The following is an 18,529-nucleotide window of genomic DNA, read 5'->3' as shown; positions in this document are numbered from 1 at the left end:
TTTTTACTGGCTAATACAACGGTAGTTATATAAAAGCCCTTTTAAAGGCACTAATATTTCCCGAACACTGCTCGAACTGCGCTGCGTCGCCTCTCACTCAACAGAACATTTATTACAGCCATAAAAAAACCCGCAACTGTGTGCGGGTTTCTCAAATTTGGCGGAGAGTGAGGGATTCGAACCCCCGGTGGGTTTGACCCCACGTCTGATTTCAAGTCAGGTGCATTAAACCGGGCTCTGCCAACTCTCCTGAAGTGCTGCGTATCCTAATGATTTCTGTGGGCCTGTAAAGTACTAATTGTAACATTTGAGCCTAAGCGAACAATTGATAATCAAAGTGCTCAATAATTGGCAACAGCACACACAATATATCTTCTTTTTATGCGGCACTTGGAAGTGCAAGCCCCAGCCAAAATAGGTGCAGATATAAAATTAATCGTGCCACACAAACATACTTGCGGGTTTATTGAGCAGTGTTAACGAAATGGCTTTGTCAGCTGCTTTACCGTTTGCGCCGTAACACACCTGCAGTGGTAAAAGATGTTCTTCTCTGGGATGGGCATAGCGTGCGTCCGGGGCTTCGAACCAATCGACCAATCTAGCGCTGCGCTCATTTTCGCTGTATGCCTTGCTTTGCATCGTCGTTTGTAGCCAATTATTAAATCGGGTGGCTTTTCGCATTGTATCGCTGGTGTTATCGAAAAAGCCCTGCATGTTATGAAAAGAAGACCCCGAGCCCAAAATTAGTATTTGTTTTTGCGGTGAATTAGCCTTGGTAGCAGTTTCGACCGCTTTTCTTAACGCTTTTCCCAATTTAATATGCTTATCTGCACTTAAATCAGATGTTATCGACATTTGAATACAAGGCACATCAGCCTTGGGATACATTATACTTAGCGGGATAAACATACCGTGATCAAAGCCGCGTTCACTATCTTCGTGCGCCGTTATGCCCCGCTCTTTCAAACCTTTAACTAATGAAGTTGCGAACGCTTTGCTCCCTTCTGCAGGATATTTAATTGAGTACGCCAGTTGTGGGAAGCCGTAATAATCGTAAATCAATGAAGGGCGCGGATGTGTGGTCACACACACTTCTACTTCTTCCCAGTGCGCACTTATTACAATGATTAAATCTGGCTTTGGAAGATCTAGTGATAGGTCTTTCAGCACACTAATCATTTCCGTGTGATAAGCTTTAGTCGGCACATCATTTGTTGCTCGCATTTCAAGAAGTGGAAGCGGGCCTCCGCCATGGGAAATATAGGCTGTCGTGATCCGAGCTAGTTGGTAAATATTCGACTGGATTTGCTGTTGCATAGCATCACTCATTATTAGCTGCAATTAAGGGTTTGGTTTCAAGGACAGCCAGCTAACCCTAGCTGGCTCCGATAACCTACTCCCGCCACTCTACTTATTTAGCTTATTGCTAATAAGAGCGTCGATAGAGAGTTTTCCACCACCTTGAATAGTCAGTGCACTTGTCGCAGCTAGGAGCGCGAGCGCAAATTCATAGCCGTTGTTGCTCATAAATAACCCGTTCGCAGCATGTACGCTAAAAATAGCAATGACCATAGTGAAGGCGCTTACCAAAGCAGCTGGACGTGTAAGTAAACCCAAGATAAGTGCTAGGCCACCAAAAAATTCAGCGCTTCCAGCTAGCAGTGCCATTAAGAAACCGGGTGCTAAGCCTATGCTCTCCATCCATTGCCCCGTACCTTCTAAGCCATAACCGCCAAACCACGCAAAAAGTTTCTGGGCACCGTGGGCACTCAAGATGATGCCAACTGGAACGCGCAAAACCAAGCCAGAGAAACTATTGTTAGATGTAAAAATGCTTTTCAAAAATTGTTTATTCATTGCCTTATCCTCAACATATTTTGTGATAGAAAGTGTCAAATTTAAAAGTGTCGTAACTTAAAACGTTAAAGCGCGCTGCTTACATTTTCTGAGTAGCGACTGCGTTAACCGTATGAGCATAGAATAGTTATCAACACCCATTGAATAAAGACGAAAAATATTGAATGATTACCAACATGATATTGTCAATCAACTCGGATTAAGAATGGATAAATTATCGCTATTGAAAACATTCAGCGTTGTTGCAAATGAGGGCAGTTTCACCAAAGCTGCCGAAAGGCTCGACACGTCAAACCAACTGGTGAGTAAATACATTGCAGAGCTAGAAAAGCAACTTGATACACGCTTGTTTAACCGCACTACAAGAAAGATCCATTTAACCGAAGCCGGTCAACAGTGTTTGCAACATGCAAATCATATTCTTGAAAGTGTAAGCGACATGGAAAGTCAGCTAGGATTGCTAAGTACACAAGCAAAGGGAGTTTTATACGTAAGTGCTCCTGTGACGTTTTCGACACTTCACTTAGCCGACGCTCTCAGCGCCTTTCAACAAGCACACCCTAACGTATCGATAAACTTGCAGCTTAATGATCGAAAAATTGATGTTGTAGAAGAAGGGTTTGATGTCGCAATACGTGCAGGTCACCTTGCCAACTCAACGCTGGTGGCTAAAAAGATAACAACTATTAAGCTTGCTTTGTGCGCTTCTCCCGCATATCTGGAAAAATACGGTATCCCATTACACCCCAAAGATTTAAGGCCTGAGCACTATCTTGAATATTCTTATGTGAGCTACGATAACGATGAGTCGGCACTTTTTTCAGCGCTAAAATCGAATACTCAGAAGGTAACGCCTAAACTAACAGCAAACAACGGCGAGGTTCTTTCCAATGTTGCGAAACAGGGGGAAGGATACGTACTTCAGCCTACTTTTATCGTAGGTGAAGCGCTTAAAAACGGTGAATTGGTAGCCATACTTAACGAATTCATACCGCAAGCAATTTCGTTGTACGCCGTTTACCCACACAGAAAGCTTATATCCAATAAGCTACGGGTTTTCATAGACTTCCTGTCAGACTACTTTGGCGATATCCCGCATTGGGACGAGTAAGGCAGCAAGCGAAAAACAGTTACGCGTAACCTTACCCCCCCCCCCGTGAGGTTAAGTTATCTAGCCCGCGCGAAGGACCAAAACAAAAGAAGAGATAAGAGAAACACCAAGCAAATAAGCCAAGCGACAAATTCAAGGAGCTAAAACGGCGTGTAAAAAAACCACGCCGTATATTTACAACACTACATTCTGAAGCTTTCCATAATTGCCGGCACACCGGGAAACATACCGATTAACGCCATAACCGTGCACAATACTAAGAAAGTGATGCCAGGAATAACCCAGCGCCCTGCTTTGCCTAAGTCACCTGCCCTGTCTTTGCATCCAACTACACCCAAATTATCTAACAGCATGGTAAAAGACCATCCAAATACTGGATTAACCAGTACAGATGAAATGACGACCAATGCCGCAGATTGAGTTGTCTTACCTTCTCGTGTCATTTGCATACCCGCTTCCATTAACGGAAGAAACACGCCAACTATTAAAGCCACGCATAGCACCGGAGGCCAAATGGCTAAGTCCATAGGGTATCCCCATAGCGCAGCGACAATGCACAATAGGCCTGTAACTAATGCTCCTCCGGGAATAGGTCTACGCGCAATAGACGCAGGGATAATATAGGTTCCCCACGATGACGAGATATTGCCCCCGCCTAATAAGCTTCCTACCGCCTGACGGCTAGAAGCAGCGATCATAGTATCATCGATGTTCATGTGTGCTCTTGCACTCTTCTTCGGGTAGCTAAGCTTTTGGAAGACCTGGTGCCCTAAAAAGTCTGGCGACCACATAGATACCGCAAGCACAGCAAAAGGCAACACAGCAATGAAATGCGACCAATCTGGTAACCCTAGCTTCCAACCTGTGTCTTCTCCCCACCAGTACGCGGGGTTTAGATTAGGCACACCCGGCGAGGTAGTGAACTCGAACGGCGCGCCGAAAGCAAAAGCTATTGCTGCTGCCATCACCGCACCGAGCGGAATGGCTAACCAGCGTTTTTTAATATGCTCTAGCCATGCGTACATAAGAATAGTGGCAATCAGCACTACAAATGCTAAATAGGCCATATCAAAGCTCTCTGCCCACGCAAATAGCTTTTTAACCTGACCTGTAATGCCTATAAAGCCCAAGTATAATAATAGTCCACCGCACACACCGTTACTGGTGAGTTTTGCCAGTATGCTACCGCCCTTTGTGATGCCTAATATGAAACCAAACAAACCGATAAGCAGGCCAAGCGCCATGGGGTGACCACCAGATGCGACTATTAGAGGCACTAGTGGCAAAAGTGGCCCGTGTGTACCAGCTAAATTGGCAGATGGGTTGAGAAAACCAGAAATCAAAATAACGAACAATACGGCGGCAATAAGCAGCTCGAATCGCACGTTTTCAATAACGAACTCAGGAGATAGACCGAGTGGCGCCGCGAATGCACCTACTACGGCTGCAACCATAACGATTTTTCCTATCGTCGCCGCCATGCCTGGCACAAAGTCTTCCCACTCAACGCGGTAGTCTTTACCGGGTAGATTTAACCGCCAACGTTTAGGAGAAAGTATTTGTAATTCGTGGTTTAAATAATCGTCTCGTGATTCAAAGCTACTACTTGGTTTGTGAAGATTTTGATAAGAAGACCTTTCTTGTGACACATAACACCTTTAGATTGCGCGAAGAAAAGCGCAAGCCTAAACATGTGAACAAGATGTAACAATGCGACTGTGGTCTTATACGAAAGTCTAACGTGGTAGACGGGCATAAAAAAACCCGCAACATGTGCGGGTTTCTTGTATTTGGCGGAGAGTGAGGGATTCGAACCCCCGGTGGGTTTGACCCCACGTCTGATTTCAAGTCAGGTGCATTAAACCGGGCTCTGCCAACTCTCCTGAAGTGCTGCGTATCTTAATGATATTTTTATGGCTGTAAAGCGAAAAATTAAAAAAGTTGTCTAAGTGTCGAGATTTCAATCAAATAGACTGTTTAGCACGTATAAGAGATGTTTTTATATTCACCTGACACCATTTTCATCTGAAACTACTTGAAAATGGGAACTAAAACCCATACAACATACACTAAACAATTGTGTACCATTTTGGTCATATCATAAGTCCTTTTGGAGGAAACAATGGATCAACGTTCGATGTATTCAAGTGCATCTCAACCATCGGTATTGCAGACGAACAAGGTTCTACGCAACACCTATATGCTGCTTGCGATGACACTGGCGTTTAGTGCGGTTTGTGCTGGTATAGCAATGGCAGTAGGCATTTCTCCTATGATGTCTCTTGTTATGACTATCGGCGCTTTTATTACTCTTTTTGTAGTTCAGAAAAAAGCTGACTCGGCATCTGGTATCTACTGGGTGTTTGCATTCACAGGTTTAATGGGTGCATCACTTGGTTACACGCTTAATTTCTATTTAGGTGTAGCCGGTCCTGGTCTAATCATGGAAGCATTGGGTGCGACAGCACTAGTGTTCTTCGCGCTTTCTGGCTACGCACTTACCACTAAGAAAGACTTCTCGTTTATGGGCGGATTCTTGGTAGTAGGTCTAGTTGTAGTGCTTGTAGCTGCGATTGCGAACATCTTTTTCGCAGTTCCAGCGGTAAGCTTAGCAATTAGCGCAGCGATTGTATTTATTATGTCAGGTTTCATCTTGTTTGATACAAGCCGTATCATCCACGGTGGCGAAACAAACTACATTCGCGCGACAGTTTCGCTATACTTGAACATATACAACTTGTTCACGTCTATCCTTCACCTTCTAGGTGCATTTGGCGGCGACGATTAATTTAGCGTTAAAGGTTGAAAAGAGAAACACCCCTTAACCGGGGTGTTTTTATTTGTATGGCAGAATATTCAATACTTATCACATCATCACCGTTTCAAGGCGATACCGCGTTACGCGCCCTCGCATTTGCGCAAGGTGTTATTGATAATGGTGATGTAATAAACAATGTTTTCTTTTATAGCGAAGGTGTACACCACACTAATAACTTAATGCTAAACACGGGTGACGATCTGTTCGTACTTGATAGCTGGAAGACTCTAGCGTCTGAAAACAACGTGAAATTACTTGTATGCATTACCGCCGCCGTTAAACGAGGTATTGTGAGTGAGTTAGAGGCGAAAGAAAATGGGCTGTCTCAGGCCAATTTAACCGCGCCTTTCGAGCAAGCAGGCTTGGGCGAATTCTTCACTGCGCTCCACGAGTGCAACAGGCTGGTGCAGTTCTAATGGCAAGCTTACTTATAAGGTTTACACAAAGCCCATTTTCCAATGCTAAAAGCCAAGACGGTTTAGATTTTGCGCTTGCTGCAACAAACTATGGGCACGATGTTAAAGTGCTTTTTGAAAACCAAGGTGTGCTGCAGCTTGTTAAAGCAGCATCTACCAAAGGGCTAAAAAATCACACTAAGCGTTTGGCTAGCATGCCGTTTTTCGATATCGAAGAATGCTTTGTGTGTAAAGCAAGTGCAGATACCTACGACATTGAACAGGTTCTTGCTAATAACAGTTTAGTTGATGGGTTAGACTGTGAGTGGATAACCCCAAAAGAAAAAGTCGCGCTTATCAAAAGCGTAGATCAAGTGGTGACCTTCTAATGCTTATTACTATTTCAACGCCAAATTTGAGCACTGAATACAAACAGCTTATTGAAGCCACTTTTGAGCAATCGACTTCTACTCATATTGTATTTGTCGGTGATGGCGTTTATGCCCCTGCATTAAACACCGCATTTTTTGAGCAGCTGGCCAATATGGTAGGAAATACGGAAAAAAGTACGGTAGAAAGCACGGCAAAAGACAAACCAACGCTTAGCCTGTCGTTCTTGAGTACAGATGCGGCTGCTAGGGGCGCAAATCTGCCCGAACATATTAATCCAATTTCCCACAAAGAATTTGCTGCAATATCAGCAAAAAATCAGCACTGGATACCCCTTTCATGACACAAGAAACCTATAGCTTCAATTATAAAGGGCAAGCGATCCCTACAGACAAAGCCGGGTATTTACTCGACTATACCCTTTGGGAAGAAGGTATGGTTGAGTTGCTGGCGCAAGAAGAGAACATTAAATTAACCGAAGCCCACTGGGAAGTGGTGCGCTTCGTACGCGCATTCTATGAAGAGTACGAAACCAGCCCAGCGATTCGTGCTTTGGTGAAAGCTATGGCCAATAAGTTTGGGCCAGAAAAAGGTAATAGCCGCTACCTGCAGCGACTCTTTAAAAAAGGCCCGGCTAAGCAAGCCACCAAACTAGCTGGATTACCAAAACCTGCGAAGTGCTTGTAAAGGCGATTACGCATTTTATATAAAGCGCTAGCGCCCCTCTGCTAGCCTTTTTCCCTTTCGCATATTCCTCGAGATTATTTACTCGTCATATCGCAGTATCGATTGTTGTGTATCGACGGGCTTAACCTCACCTACTAGCCTTCTACTAAAAGCACTCGTTAAGTTGCTGCTCGGGTTGAAGCTTAATTCGAGATAGCTATAAGAAGCGCCACCCTATTGTTATCTTTCTTGGCTTTGGTGTTGATATTGCAACACCTCTTTTACATTAGCGTTTTAACTGAGGTTTTAGGCACATTTTTCATACTTGCCTTTCACCGAACACCATAAACGTGAATGTTTTACATAAATGGACATAGGAGGCTGTATGACAGTTCAGAAACACTACGTAATTGTGGCCAACCACGACAACGCCACAGCTTACACCTATACCAACCACGGAAGTGCGCTTGTTGAAGTAAAGAAATGGCACAATGAGTTTAGTGGCGCGAGTGACCAAGACATTTATACAGATAAACCCGGCAGGCAATCGGCTCCCGCTTCGCAGGTACCGGGCGTTGATAGCATGAACCGAAAAGATGCCGCTGAACTCGAAGATGAACGATTTGCTAGTGACATTGCTGACTGGCTGGATGGCGAGCGTAAACGAGGTGCGCTAGGCTCAATAGATATTATTAGCGGGCCAGGGTTTCTTGGAAAATTGAGAAACGGAATGTCATCTCAATGTTCAGACGTGGTCGATAAAGAAGTGAAAAAGAATGTTTTAAGCGCGGACGAGGAAACCTTGCTTTCCTACCTTAAATAAAATGTTTTTTAGCACAGAGGTTGTCAAAGGCGGCTGTTGTTATAGCCGCCTTTATTTGTTCCCTTGCTAGTTTAAATCAATAGTTTTCGTCAGCCATTAATATATTGACTTCCCCCATTGCCTGAGCGCTTTTAAACGTTTTTACTCGCGTTACTTCAAGGTCGGTATAAATGCGAGGGTTATTCAAAATATACTCTACCTCATCATTTAACGAGCCATGTTTGTCAGCGGTTAGCCATGCATTAATAGCGTGACTATCGTGAGGAAGAAAGCATGGAATAGATTTTTCATGATACTGACTAAAACCATCTATGGGCGGACGTGTCACCACCGCACAGGAAAACAACCCATTACTAAACCGCCGGTATACCGCGCCAATAAGTAAGGCGCCGCTTGTGGGCTTCATTAAATAATGTGATTTGCCTTTTCCAACCGGGTTAGACTCGCCTACTGCCGTTGCTACAACTATAGCCCGCCGTTCACGAATAAACTTTCCCCAATAAGGGCTATCTAAGTTTCGCGCGTTAAATGTTGTTCTGTTCCCAACCTCTAGCGTGTTGCCAACGGGCTTAGCATCAAACCACCATGTCGCACCTATGGTGCTATCATCAGACACAATTAAATTGGTAATTTGGCGTTCAGGCGCTTTTCCAAATGCTGGATAAAAGTTAATGACATTGCTTGAGGAAGATTCGTTGACAAAAAGCGGAATAGTTTGTGTAAGCCCGACTTCTTCAAGTAGCGCTATAACGTCTGGTGAGTCAGTAATACGTTGTATAAATCCGCACATAAAGAATATCCATCAGTAATATACAAAAAATCCGATACGAATACTCATATCGGATTTCATATTATTACTGGCGGAAATGATTCGCCACTTCAAAGTGGGTTACTTGCTTGCTTTAATAATTTCCTGGCCAGCCATATAAGGCACAAGCGCTTTAGGAATAGTAACGCTTCCGTCTGCTTGCTGATTGTTCTCTAAAATAGCAACAAGCGTGCGCCCTACCGCCAAACCAGAACCGTTCAATGTGTGAAGCAGTTCAGTTTTATTCGTTTCAGGGTTACGGAACCGAGCCTGCATGCGTCGCGCTTGGAAGTCCAACATGTTAGAGCATGATGAAATTTCACGATAAGTATTCTGTGCAGGTAGCCATACTTCAAGATCGTAGGTTTTACATGCACCAAAGCCCATGTCACCGGTACATAGCAGCACTTTACGATACGGCAATTCTAGCTTTTGAAGAATAACTTCAGCATGCCCTGTCAGTGCTTCTAGCGCGTCAAAGCTCTCTTCCGGCTTAACTAACTGTACAAGTTCAACTTTGTCGAACTGATGCTGACGAATAAGGCCGCGAGTATCACGACCGTACGAACCGGCTTCTGAGCGGAAGCAAGGCGTATGCGCTGTCATTTTCACAGGCAGCGTTTTCGCATCTAATATTTCATCGCGTGCAATATTTGTTAGCGGAACTTCCGCCGTTGGAATTAGGCTTAGTCCCTGCCCTTCTTCAGTGGCTGGCTTAGTGTGAAATAGGTCCTCGCCAAATTTAGGCAACTGGCCGGTGCCGTATAAGCTATCAGCGTTAACTAAATAAGGCACATACATTTCTTGATAACCATGCTCTTGGGTATGGGTATCTAGCATGAACTGAGCTATGGCACGGTTTAGGCGAGCAATATCGCCGCGCATCACTACGAAACGGCTTCCAGTAAGCTTACTTGCCGTTGCGAAATCAAGGCCATTGTTTAAGCCTTCTGCAACATCAACGTGATCTTTTACTTCAAAATCAAACGTACGAGGCTCACCCCAACGGGAAATTTCCACGTTATCGTTTTCGTTCTCACCCTCAGGAACAGATTCATGAGGCAAATTAGGAATGCCTTGCGTAAGGGTATTTATTTCTTCCAGCAGTTCGCTAAGTTCCGCTTTAGCGGCATCAAGCTCGTCACCCAGTTTTCCCACTTCAGCCAATAGCGGTGCAATATCTTCGCCCTGTGCTTTTGCTTTACCAATGGACTTACTTCGTACGTTACGCTCGTTTTGCAGATCCTGTGTTCTGGACTGAAGTGTTTTTCTTTTTTCTTCAAGCGAACTGAAAGCTGCTACATCGAGGTCAAAACCACGGGCAGCTAATCGCTTAGCTGTTTGTTCTATATCGCTTCGCAAACACTTTGGATCTAACATGTGTTTCTAATTATCCTTTCATTAATTGAATGGCTAGCCAACCTGCTATTAGGCAAGCGCCAACGTTAAGAAATACATTTGCTGCGGCTTTAAGCCACAACCCGTTTTCTAATAAAGTTAAGGTTTCAACAGAAAATGTTGAGAATGTAGTAAAGGCACCTAATAAGCCTACACCGATGAGCGCACGGTAAGGAGAATCGCTTAAATCGTGACGTTCGATAATGCCGTATAGCAACGCGAGTGCAAACGACCCGACCACATTCACCGTTAGTGTACCAAACGGCATGTGTTTTCCAAATAAGGAATCAACACTTGTGGTAACAAAATAGCGTAAACAGGCGCCGGTCGCCCCGCCAGCGGCAATGAAACAGTACAAAGCTAACCCTTGAGGCACGAAAAACTCCCTAGCGCGTTCTTATTATGAACTAATCCAAAGTGTTTGGATTAGTTGAGGTGCATGTGTACAACTCTACCTTTTATTGTTGCTTCTCGCATTAAGTGAATCGAGAAAATCACGCTTGGCTTTAAGCGCTTTTTCTAAACCGCGCTCATTAGGGTTATACAAGCGAGTTCCGGTAAGACTTTCTGGCAAGTATGACTCTCCTGCGGCAAATGCATTCGGCTCGTTGTGGGCATAGCGATAGCCGTCGCCATGACCGAGCTCTTTCATGAGCGACGTAGGCGCATTGCGTAAATGCATAGGAACCGGTGCATCAGAGGTTTTTCGCGCCAATGCTTTTGCTTCGTTAAATGCCATATAGACCGCATTACTTTTTGCAGCCAACGCACAGTATACGGCAGCTTGCGCAATAGCCCGCTCACCCTCTGCTGGTCCTACGCGATGAAAGGTATCCCATGCGTTTATACATAGCTGCATAGCTCTTGGATCGGCGTTGCCAATGTCTTCTGATGCGATGGCAAGAAGCCGTCTTCCCACGTATAGAGCGTCTCCGCCTCCATCAAGGATCCTTGCGTACCAGTAAAGGGCTGCGTCTGGATCTGAGCCTCTAACAGATTTATGAAAGGCTGATATCAGATCGTAGAAGGTATCGCCTTTATTGTCGTAGCTCGCAACTTTCTCGCCTACCGCATGCTCAACATCGCTAACGGTAATATCGTTTTCTCCGGTAAAGTCCGCAGCTAGTTCCAAATACGTGAGAAGACGGCGTGCGTCGCCGCCACTTAAATCGATGAGCGCGTTTCTGGCTGTTTCGTCAATACCAAGGGCCCTGTCCCCCAGACCTTTTTCAAAATCGCCCAGCGCTCTATCAATCAATTCAGATAGAGCTTCGTGTTCAAGTGTCTTTAGCACATAAACCCGTACACGAGATAACAGGGCTTTGTTTAATTCAAACGACGGGTTCTCTGTCGTTGCGCCAATAAAGGTAACCACGCCAGACTCAACAAATGGTAAAAACGCATCTTGCTGGCTTTTATTGAACCTATGCACTTCGTCTACAAAGAGTAGCGTTCGCTGATTATAACGGGCGTTATCTTCAGCCGTGTCCATAGCGGCTCTGATGTCTTTTACCCCAGAGGTAACCGCAGAAATACGCAATACAGACGCATTAGTGTACTGTGCGATAAGTTCAGCGAGGGTTGTTTTTCCTGTACCTGGCGGCCCCCATAAGATCATAGAATGGCAGTGCCCCGCCTCTAACATTTTACGAAGCGGTTTGCCCTCACCAAGTAAATGTTCCTGACCGCTGTACTCGTCTATGGTAACTGGACGCATGCGCGCCGCCAGCGGCGCGAAATCTTGATTAACGCTGGTCATCAACTATGAAGCTATCAGGAATATCAACTGAAAAGGTGTCGGCTGGCACGGGAAAGCGAGTTTCAATATTATTGAACACTAACGTGCTGATTTGCTGTTGTGCATCAAGCATATTAAGAGAAGCGAGTTCATTATCTTGATTGAAGGTTAAAGTAAGCGTAACGATCTGACCGCCTTCTTCTTTTGGTGTTATCTGAAAACTTTGCAAGGCATTATCATTGTTGATGTCAGTGGCCGAATTGTCGGTAGTTATGCCACTACTCATCTGGCTGATAGAAAATTTAGACCACGTTGCTTCATCCGTAGAGGTAAGCAAAACGATAGGGTTGTCTTTAATCGCGTTGGCTTGTGATAGCACGGTTACTTGTTCTACGAAAGTATCTACATTCCACACTGATTCGCCATCTGCCACCAACAGGGTTTCATCAGGAAACGTGGTTTCCCAGCGCAATTTACTAGGGCGAGTCATGGTTAACGTACCCTGGGCCTCGTGCACTAGGTTCTGCTGGGCGTCTACCACTGTTTGGTTGAAGCCAGCACGAAACTGTTTCATACCGCTTAACAAAGCTTGCAGCGACGAACTGATATCGTCATTCTTGCTGCCTGTAGCGTCAGCACTAACGGAGTCTTCACTAGCACTATCTGCTATTGCTATGTTTGCTGCGTTAAGCTCTACAGACGCATTGGCAGAAGTAATTGCTACACTCGCTGCCGATAGTGCACCTACAAAAAATGTGTTAATAAAATAAACCGAAACTGCTTTATTCATTTATTCAATCCATTCGTTATTCTTTGTGGGGCGGCGGTGCAAGCACCTCACGGTTTCCGTTATGCCCCTGTGCACTTACGACACCACTCATTTCCATTTGTTCAACTAAGCGTGCTGCACGGTTGTAACCAATTCTAAATTTACGCTGCACGCTTGAAACACTCGCACGACGCGTTTCGGTAACAAATGCAACGGCTTCATCGTAGAATGCATCGAATTCTTGGTCCTCGCCCTCGGGCTGCTCACCTGGCAATAATACTTCTGCGGTAGCTTCTCCGTTAAGAATTTCGTCAATGTACTCTGGCTCACCGCGCTTCTGCCAGTCGGCCACTACCGCATGTACTTCGTGATCGTCTACAAACGCGCCGTGAACACGGGTGGGTACTGGGCTTCCAGGTGGTAGATAAAGCATATCCCCCATACCTAACAAAGTTTCAGCGCCCTGTTGGTCGAGAATAGTTCTTGAGTCTATTTTGCTTGAAACCTGGAATGCACATCGGGTTGGAATATTCGCTTTGATCAAACCAGTAATAACATCTACAGACGGACGCTGGGTAGCTAGAATAAGGTGTATGCCTGCCGCACGGGCTTTTTGAGCAATACGCGCAATAAGTTCTTCCACTTTCTTGCCCACAATCATCATCATGTCGGCAAATTCATCCACTACCACAACAATAGCTGGAAGTTTTTCTAAGTCTGGCGCTTCGGCATCCATACTCTCTTCATTCTTCCAAAGCGGATCTTTAATTGGCGTGCCGTTAGCAATGGCTTCTTCTACCTTAGCGTTATAACCTTTGAGGTTACGCACACCAAGGGCACTCATTAAGCGATAACGACGTTCCATTTCACCAACACACCAGCGAAGTGCATTGGCAGCCTCTTTCATGTCGGTTACAACCTCAGAAAGCAAGTGGGGTATACCTTCATACACCGAAAGCTCAAGCATTTTAGGGTCTATCATGATCATGCGAACGTCTTCTGGCGTGCTCTTATAAAGTAAACTCAAGATCATTACGTTCACACCCACAGATTTACCTGAACCTGTAGTACCAGCAACTAGAAGGTGAGGCATTTTAGCTAAATCAACCACTACTGGCTGTCCAGAAATATCTGCACCTAACACCATGGTTAAAGGCGATTTATTAGCCTGGAACGTATCGCAACTAATTACTTCGCTTAAACGCACCATTTCACGTTTTTTGTTAGGGAGTTCTAGCCCAATCACCGACTTACCTGGGATAACTTCTACCACCCGAACTGAAATAGCTGACATGGCACGGGCTAAGTCTTTTGACAACCCTGTAATTTTGCTCACTTTAACGCCAGGCGCAAGATCAAGCTCAAAGCGCGTAATTACTGGCCCCGGGTACACACCCACTACAGTGGCTTCAATATTAAAGTCCGCCAACTTCTCTTCAACCAAGCGAGAAATACCTTCAATTTCTTCTGGTGTTAATGGGTTTTCATGTTTGTCAGCACGTTCAAGCAAATCAAATGACGGCATAGGTGGCAAATCAGGGTCAACCTCACCCGATTTCGGTTTAACCGGTTTAGCACCTAGTGCTGCAGGCGCGAATGCTTGGGTGCTTTCTTGGCTCGCTGTTTGTGCCTGTTCTGTTTGTGAGTGCGCCGTTTGTGCCTGTGCTGCAGGCACTGATGAGTCGCTAACACTTACCGAAGGCGCAGGCTTACTTCCCGTTTCATAAGGCAAGTCTTCGTCAAATTCTTCTAGCTCGTCAAAGTTAATATGGGGGCTTTGCTGAGCCTGAGGCTCACTTCGGGTATCTTCACTTTCTGACGACACTGGCTCATCTTGGTTAGATTTACCTAACCCTGATTTATCTTTAAAGCTACCCGTTACCGCATTGCGCATACCTGATAGTGAAAATGCTGACTTCTTGGTCTCAGGTTCTCTTTCGCCCGCGTTTGAAAGCGCTTCATCGCTTTGCAAGTTTTCGCTATCTTGCGTCGACTTACCTTCAGTTTGCGCGCTCTCGCCGCCATCATAAGTATAAAGCGGTGGTTCATTGTCAAGTTCATCAATACTGAAAGATGGTTCATTGCGAGTCGGTGTAACTCTCTGCGTAGGCGTTTGCTGTGGCTGTTCCTGAGCTTGTGCGGAAGCAGCTAAGGGCTCTGCTCGCATACTGGTAATATCCAGCTCTGCTGTGTCGGTGCTTTCTTGGTTTGAAGATTTGTTGGCCAGCGCCAAACGTGGCATTTCAAGTGTCAATAGTCGTTGTGGTGCAGACAGGGTTTTGCGCCCCAACCACAGCGTACCTTCCCCCAATCTGTCGATAATAGTAAGCCAGCTTATACCCGTTAAAAGCGTGAAGCCCGTACAAAAAAAGCAAAGTAGCAATAAGATAGTACCGGCGGTATTAAAATACGGTATAAGCGCTGAACTAATCACATCTCCAACAAAGCCGCCGGCTGAAAAGTTGTAAATATCATCAAAATTGATACTGGCGATGCCCGTTGCGCCGAGGGCCATTAATAACCCACCGATAATTCTCAACCCAATGGTAAGGTAGTCGAATTCGTCCAGTTCTTTAATATGCTGGAAAAGAAACCAACCTAAGAATGCAGATCCAAATGGGAGCAAATAAGCAAGAAAACCAAACGAAAATAGTAATAAATCTGCAACCCATGCCCCAGTTGCGCCAACCCAGTTGTGAATGTCTAATTGTAATCCAGCCTGACTCCAACCTGGGTCGCCCGGATGAAAAGATACTAGTGCCAGCAATAAGAAAAAGGCGAAAACACAGGCTATAATCATGCCTGCTTCCCACACTCGCTGAACCCCTGTTAATCGCGCCATAACCCTAAAGAACCTTCAATTTCTATCGCATGTAGTTTTATATCGACTAATGGTCTTAGTCCATACGAACTATCTTTGCGCTAAACGCTACAAAGAGCTTAGCGAACTCTTTGCAATCCCTACATAATTATTATTTGAGTAATTTTGGTAAGTAGCTGAACCTAATAAAAAACTATTAAAATGCTCCCCTACCCTTTTGTATGTGAACCGCAACAATCCCTTGGTTTCACACAAATACTGTATTTTTGCACAGCCTACCATAAAAACACACAATTGAGCCATGCTTTCATTACTTCAAATTAATGCGCAATGACGATGTGCTTTTTACTTCTTCCATCACTACATAGGTGCGAGACTCACTTACACCCGGCAAACGCAATAATGTATCTCCCAATAATTTTCTATAGCTGCCCATATCTGCAACTCGCGCTTTTAGTAAGAAGTCGAAATCTCCCGATACTAAGTGACACTCTTGTATATCGTCGTGCAGTTTTACCGCAGCAGAAAATTCTGCAAAGATATCCACCGATGTTTTGGTTAGTGTAATCTCAACGAATACGAGCATAGCTGCGCCTAGTTTTTCCGGATCAACGACAGCATGATAGCCTTTTATATAGCCCTGAGCCTCTAGCCTCTTAACTCTTTCCAAGCAAGGGCTTGGGCTTAAGCCAACCTCTTTAGCGAGTTCAACATTAGATATACGCCCGTTTTTCTGCAGCTGCACCAGTATATTCCTGTCTATTCGGTCTAGGTGTTTTGGCGTCTTTACCAACATATAAAATACCTCACAGTCTACTTTTAGAAGAATTATATGCCACAAATGCGGATTCTTCAGCAGATAGTTCGTTTTTTTATGACGTATACTCGCAAAATATTATTACAGGCTTTCGATACTGATAGCTGCCAAACGAAGTTCAACCAGAGCCACATAGAAGCTCATTGTAAAATTGAGGACGATACATGTTAGTTGGTGTACCAAAAGAAATTAAAAACCACGAATATCGTGTTGGCTTGACGCCAGCAGCAGTAAAAGAATTTGTTACTCACGGTCACAGTGTTCTTGTTGAAACTAATGCCGGTGATGCTATAGGTTTCACTGACGAAATGTATGTAGATGCCGGTGCTGCTATCGCTTCAACTGCTGAGCAAGTGTTTGCTGAAGCAGAAATGATTGTAAAAGTAAAAGAGCCCCAACCAAACGAATGTAAAATGCTTCGTAAAGGGCAAACACTTTACACTTACCTGCACTTGGCCCCCGATCCTACACAAACTAAGCTACTTGTAGAGTCAGGCGCTACCTGTATTGCTTATGAAACAGTCACTGACGACCGCGGTGGTCTTCCGTTGCTGGCACCAATGAGTGAAGTGGCAGGCCGTATGTCGGTACAAGCTGGTGCGCATTATTTGGAAAAAGCACACGGCGGCAGCGGAACACTTCTTGGTGGCGTACCAGGCGTAGCGCCAGGCAAAGTATTAGTTATTGGTGGTGGTGTCGTAGGCACTAACGCTGCGAAAATGGCACTAGGTCTTGGCGCTGATGTCACCATTCTAGACCGTTCGCTTCCACGCCTTCGCCAGCTAGATGATATCTTTAACGGTCAAGTTAAAACGGTTTACTCTACGGTCGATGCTATCGAGCATTACTCTTCTAAAGCGGACCTTGTTGTTGGCGCAGTACTTATTCCTGGCGCAGCAGCACCTAAACTACTTACTCGTGAGCAAATTAAAGCGATGAAGCCTGGCTCTGTGCTTGTAGATGTTGCTATTGACCAAGGTGGCTGTTTTGAAACATCTAAAGCCACTACGCACCAAGACCCAGTTTACGTTGTTGATGACGTGGTTCACTACTGTGTGGCAAACATGCCAGGCGGTGTTGCGCGTACTTCTACTATGGCGCTTAACAATGCGACCTTGCCATTCGGTTTGGCTTTGGCAAACAAAGGCCCAGCCAAAGCAATGTTAGAAGACAAGCACTTGCTAAACGGCTTGAACGTTCACGAAGGTAAAGTAACCTATAAAGCGGTAGTTGATGCACTAGGTGAAGAACTTGGCTTAACTTATACGCCAGCTGAAGTAGCGCTTAAAGGCGAATAACTTCTAAAGATTAGTCTCGGGTGGGCCTGTGGCCATGCCCTTGAATAAGAAAATCGGAATAAAAAAGCTCGGTATGTGAACATCACATCCGAGCTTTTTTGTATTCGAAATAAGTCTAACCGTTTATTGATGCGTTTACTGCTTTCAGTACGGCAATTGGGTCCTCTGCTTTTGTGATAGGTCGCCCCATCACTAAATAGCTCACTCCCGCTTTTATAGCATCAGGGGGAGTCATAACACGTTTTTGATCACCGGCGTCTGCACCTACAGGGCGAATACCCGGCGTAACTAATAAAAAATCATCGCTATGTTTTTCGCGTAACGCGCTGGCCTCCTGCGCTGAACAAACTATGCCGTCTAGCCCTGCTTTTTCCGTTAACGCGGCTAAACGCAATACTTGTTGTTCAGGCGTTACACCGCTTACCACATCAGCAAGCTGCGCTTCGTCCATACTGGTAAGCACGGTAACCGCAATAAGCTTAGTTTGAGGGTTTGTACTTGAAGCAATCGCATCTTTAGCCGCTTGCATCATAGGTAGGCCGCCCGAAGCATGTACGTTTACCATCCAAACACCCAGTTCCGCCGCTGCTTTGCAAGCTTTTGCAACCGTATTTGGAATGTCATGGAATTTTAAATCCAAGAAAACGTCAAAGCCTTTAGCTATCAGCGCTTTTACGAATTCCGGTCCAAATAAGGTGAACATCTCCTTGCCCACTTTTAGCTTGCATAAGCTTGAATCTAATTTATCAACAAACGCCAATGCAGTGTCTTTATTGTCATAGTCTAATGCAACAATAACGCGTGGGTCATGCATGTTCTT

At 45.0% G+C, this 18,529-nt stretch carries 19 protein-coding genes and 2 tRNA genes; 8 read left to right on the top strand and 13 right to left on the bottom strand.

Features of this window, described 5'->3' with window-relative positions:
- Positions 1–158: 158 nt before the first annotated feature.
- From V7R55_RS16830 to V7R55_RS16820, 3 genes are all read right to left on the bottom strand, one after another.
- Positions 159–250 (bottom strand) — tRNA-Ser (locus V7R55_RS16830).
- 182 nt (positions 251–432) lie between these two features.
- A complete protein-coding gene (locus V7R55_RS16825) occupies positions 433–1,317 on the bottom strand; it encodes a DODA-type extradiol aromatic ring-opening family dioxygenase (RefSeq protein WP_334060421.1) in 885 nt (294 codons plus the stop codon).
- A 90-nt stretch (positions 1,318–1,407) separates the two neighbouring features.
- Entirely contained in the window at positions 1,408–1,857 is a 450-nt protein-coding gene (locus tag V7R55_RS16820; protein ID WP_334060420.1) for a DoxX family protein, read from the bottom strand.
- A gap of 205 nt (positions 1,858–2,062) precedes the next feature.
- On the opposite strand from V7R55_RS16820, the gene V7R55_RS16815 reads away from it, so the two are divergent.
- Positions 2,063–2,968: a LysR family transcriptional regulator gene (locus tag V7R55_RS16815; protein ID WP_334060419.1), complete on the top strand. Its 906-nt coding sequence runs from the start codon at positions 2,063–2,065 to the stop codon at positions 2,966–2,968.
- 182 nt (positions 2,969–3,150) lie between these two features.
- Here V7R55_RS16815 and V7R55_RS16810 read toward each other — a convergent pair whose 3' ends face one another.
- Positions 3,151–4,617 carry a DUF3360 family protein gene (locus V7R55_RS16810; RefSeq protein ID WP_334060418.1) on the bottom strand — a complete coding sequence of 489 codons (1,467 nt, stop codon included), beginning with the start codon at positions 4,615–4,617 and terminating at the stop codon, positions 3,151–3,153.
- Positions 4,618–4,759: 142 nt separating this feature from the next.
- Positions 4,760–4,851 (bottom strand) — tRNA-Ser (locus V7R55_RS16805).
- Between the two features lie 239 nt (positions 4,852–5,090).
- On the opposite strand from V7R55_RS16805, the gene V7R55_RS16800 reads away from it, so the two are divergent.
- From V7R55_RS16800 to V7R55_RS16775, 6 genes are all read left to right on the top strand, one after another.
- Entirely contained in the window at positions 5,091–5,756 is a 666-nt protein-coding gene (locus V7R55_RS16800) for a Bax inhibitor-1/YccA family protein (RefSeq protein WP_014949619.1), read from the top strand.
- Between the two features lie 56 nt (positions 5,757–5,812).
- Positions 5,813–6,202, top strand: coding sequence for a sulfurtransferase complex subunit TusD (gene tusD / locus V7R55_RS16795; protein ID WP_334060417.1), 390 nt, complete (start codon positions 5,813–5,815; stop codon positions 6,200–6,202).
- Positions 6,202–6,570 (top strand): DsrE family protein, encoded by a 369-nt coding sequence (locus tag V7R55_RS16790; protein ID WP_334060416.1) that lies wholly within the window; start codon positions 6,202–6,204, stop codon positions 6,568–6,570. Before tusD ends, V7R55_RS16790 begins: the two co-directional genes overlap by 1 nt.
- Complete coding sequence (locus V7R55_RS16785) at positions 6,570–6,914, top strand: hypothetical protein (protein WP_334060415.1); 345 nt, start codon at positions 6,570–6,572, stop codon at positions 6,912–6,914. The genes V7R55_RS16790 and V7R55_RS16785 overlap by 1 nt, the downstream gene beginning before the upstream one ends.
- The gene (locus V7R55_RS16780; protein ID WP_334060414.1) at positions 6,911–7,258 is read left to right on the top strand and encodes a TusE/DsrC/DsvC family sulfur relay protein; all 348 of its coding nucleotides are present in this window, start codon (positions 6,911–6,913) and stop codon (positions 7,256–7,258) included. Before V7R55_RS16785 ends, V7R55_RS16780 begins: the two co-directional genes overlap by 4 nt.
- Before the next feature lie 364 nt (positions 7,259–7,622).
- The gene (locus V7R55_RS16775; protein ID WP_334060413.1) at positions 7,623–8,060 is read left to right on the top strand and encodes a host attachment protein; all 438 of its coding nucleotides are present in this window, start codon (positions 7,623–7,625) and stop codon (positions 8,058–8,060) included.
- 76 nt (positions 8,061–8,136) lie between these two features.
- Here the strand turns inward: V7R55_RS16775 and V7R55_RS16770 are convergent, their stop codons facing one another.
- The 7 genes from V7R55_RS16770 to lrp form a co-directional block, all read right to left on the bottom strand.
- The gene (locus tag V7R55_RS16770) at positions 8,137–8,850 is read right to left on the bottom strand and encodes an SOS response-associated peptidase family protein (RefSeq protein ID WP_334060412.1); all 714 of its coding nucleotides are present in this window, start codon (positions 8,848–8,850) and stop codon (positions 8,137–8,139) included.
- 99 nt (positions 8,851–8,949) lie between these two features.
- Positions 8,950–10,248 carry a serine--tRNA ligase gene (serS, locus tag V7R55_RS16765; RefSeq protein WP_334060411.1) on the bottom strand — a complete coding sequence of 433 codons (1,299 nt, stop codon included), beginning with the start codon at positions 10,246–10,248 and terminating at the stop codon, positions 8,950–8,952.
- A 10-nt stretch (positions 10,249–10,258) separates the two neighbouring features.
- The gene (gene crcB / locus V7R55_RS16760; RefSeq protein WP_334060410.1) at positions 10,259–10,642 is read right to left on the bottom strand and encodes a fluoride efflux transporter CrcB; all 384 of its coding nucleotides are present in this window, start codon (positions 10,640–10,642) and stop codon (positions 10,259–10,261) included.
- A 75-nt stretch (positions 10,643–10,717) separates the two neighbouring features.
- Positions 10,718–12,025, bottom strand: coding sequence for a replication-associated recombination protein A (locus V7R55_RS16755; RefSeq protein ID WP_334060409.1), 1,308 nt, complete (start codon positions 12,023–12,025; stop codon positions 10,718–10,720).
- On the bottom strand, positions 12,012–12,794 hold the full coding sequence (gene lolA, locus V7R55_RS16750) for an outer membrane lipoprotein chaperone LolA (RefSeq protein ID WP_334060408.1): 783 nt from the start codon (positions 12,792–12,794) through the stop codon (positions 12,012–12,014). Before lolA ends, V7R55_RS16755 begins: the two co-directional genes overlap by 14 nt.
- A 16-nt stretch (positions 12,795–12,810) precedes the next feature.
- Positions 12,811–15,615: a DNA translocase FtsK gene (locus V7R55_RS16745; RefSeq protein WP_334060407.1), complete on the bottom strand. Its 2,805-nt coding sequence runs from the start codon at positions 15,613–15,615 to the stop codon at positions 12,811–12,813.
- A gap of 289 nt (positions 15,616–15,904) precedes the next feature.
- Positions 15,905–16,390 (bottom strand): leucine-responsive transcriptional regulator Lrp, encoded by a 486-nt coding sequence (lrp, locus tag V7R55_RS16740; protein ID WP_014949635.1) that lies wholly within the window; start codon positions 16,388–16,390, stop codon positions 15,905–15,907.
- A 185-nt stretch (positions 16,391–16,575) separates the two neighbouring features.
- Between lrp and ald the strand changes: the two genes are divergently transcribed.
- Entirely contained in the window at positions 16,576–17,709 is a 1,134-nt protein-coding gene (gene ald, locus V7R55_RS16735) for an alanine dehydrogenase (protein ID WP_334060406.1), read from the top strand.
- A 115-nt stretch (positions 17,710–17,824) separates the two neighbouring features.
- Here the strand turns inward: ald and pyrF are convergent, their stop codons facing one another.
- On the bottom strand, positions 17,825–18,523 hold the full coding sequence (gene pyrF, locus V7R55_RS16730) for an orotidine-5'-phosphate decarboxylase (protein ID WP_334060405.1): 699 nt from the start codon (positions 18,521–18,523) through the stop codon (positions 17,825–17,827).
- Positions 18,524–18,529 lie beyond the last annotated feature (6 nt).

The organism is Alteromonas sp. S005 (assembly GCF_036864475.1).
In the GTDB taxonomy this organism is placed as follows: domain Bacteria; phylum Pseudomonadota; class Gammaproteobacteria; order Enterobacterales; family Alteromonadaceae; genus Alteromonas.
This window is presented reverse-complemented; position numbering and strand designations above follow the sequence as displayed.

Bases quoted from the DNA above. Each gene is read 5' to 3' on its own strand.
- tusD (WP_334060417.1), top strand. From the start codon at position 5,813: ATGGCAGAATATTCAATACTTATCACATCATCACCGTTTCAAGGCGAT.
- V7R55_RS16790 (WP_334060416.1), top strand. From the start codon at position 6,202: ATGGCAAGCTTACTTATAAGGTTTACACAAAGCCCATTTTCCAATGCT.
- V7R55_RS16745 (WP_334060407.1), bottom strand. From the start codon at position 15,615: ATGGCGCGATTAACAGGGGTTCAGCGAGTGTGGGAAGCAGGCATGATT.
- V7R55_RS16775 (WP_334060413.1), top strand. From the start codon at position 7,623: ATGACAGTTCAGAAACACTACGTAATTGTGGCCAACCACGACAACGCC.
- serS (WP_334060411.1), bottom strand. From the start codon at position 10,248: ATGTTAGATCCAAAGTGTTTGCGAAGCGATATAGAACAAACAGCTAAG.
- pyrF (WP_334060405.1), bottom strand. From the start codon at position 18,523: ATGCATGACCCACGCGTTATTGTTGCATTAGACTATGACAATAAAGAC.
- V7R55_RS16785 (WP_334060415.1), top strand. From the start codon at position 6,570: ATGCTTATTACTATTTCAACGCCAAATTTGAGCACTGAATACAAACAG.
- lolA (WP_334060408.1), bottom strand. From the start codon at position 12,794: ATGAATAAAGCAGTTTCGGTTTATTTTATTAACACATTTTTTGTAGGT.
- V7R55_RS16815 (WP_334060419.1), top strand. From the start codon at position 2,063: ATGGATAAATTATCGCTATTGAAAACATTCAGCGTTGTTGCAAATGAG.
- V7R55_RS16755 (WP_334060409.1), bottom strand. From the start codon at position 12,025: ATGACCAGCGTTAATCAAGATTTCGCGCCGCTGGCGGCGCGCATGCGT.
- V7R55_RS16770 (WP_334060412.1), bottom strand. From the start codon at position 8,850: ATGTGCGGATTTATACAACGTATTACTGACTCACCAGACGTTATAGCG.
- V7R55_RS16825 (WP_334060421.1), bottom strand. From the start codon at position 1,317: ATGCAACAGCAAATCCAGTCGAATATTTACCAACTAGCTCGGATCACG.
- V7R55_RS16800 (WP_014949619.1), top strand. From the start codon at position 5,091: ATGGATCAACGTTCGATGTATTCAAGTGCATCTCAACCATCGGTATTG.
- ald (WP_334060406.1), top strand. From the start codon at position 16,576: ATGTTAGTTGGTGTACCAAAAGAAATTAAAAACCACGAATATCGTGTT.
- lrp (WP_014949635.1), bottom strand. From the start codon at position 16,390: ATGTTGGTAAAGACGCCAAAACACCTAGACCGAATAGACAGGAATATA.
- V7R55_RS16820 (WP_334060420.1), bottom strand. From the start codon at position 1,857: ATGAATAAACAATTTTTGAAAAGCATTTTTACATCTAACAATAGTTTC.
- V7R55_RS16780 (WP_334060414.1), top strand. From the start codon at position 6,911: ATGACACAAGAAACCTATAGCTTCAATTATAAAGGGCAAGCGATCCCT.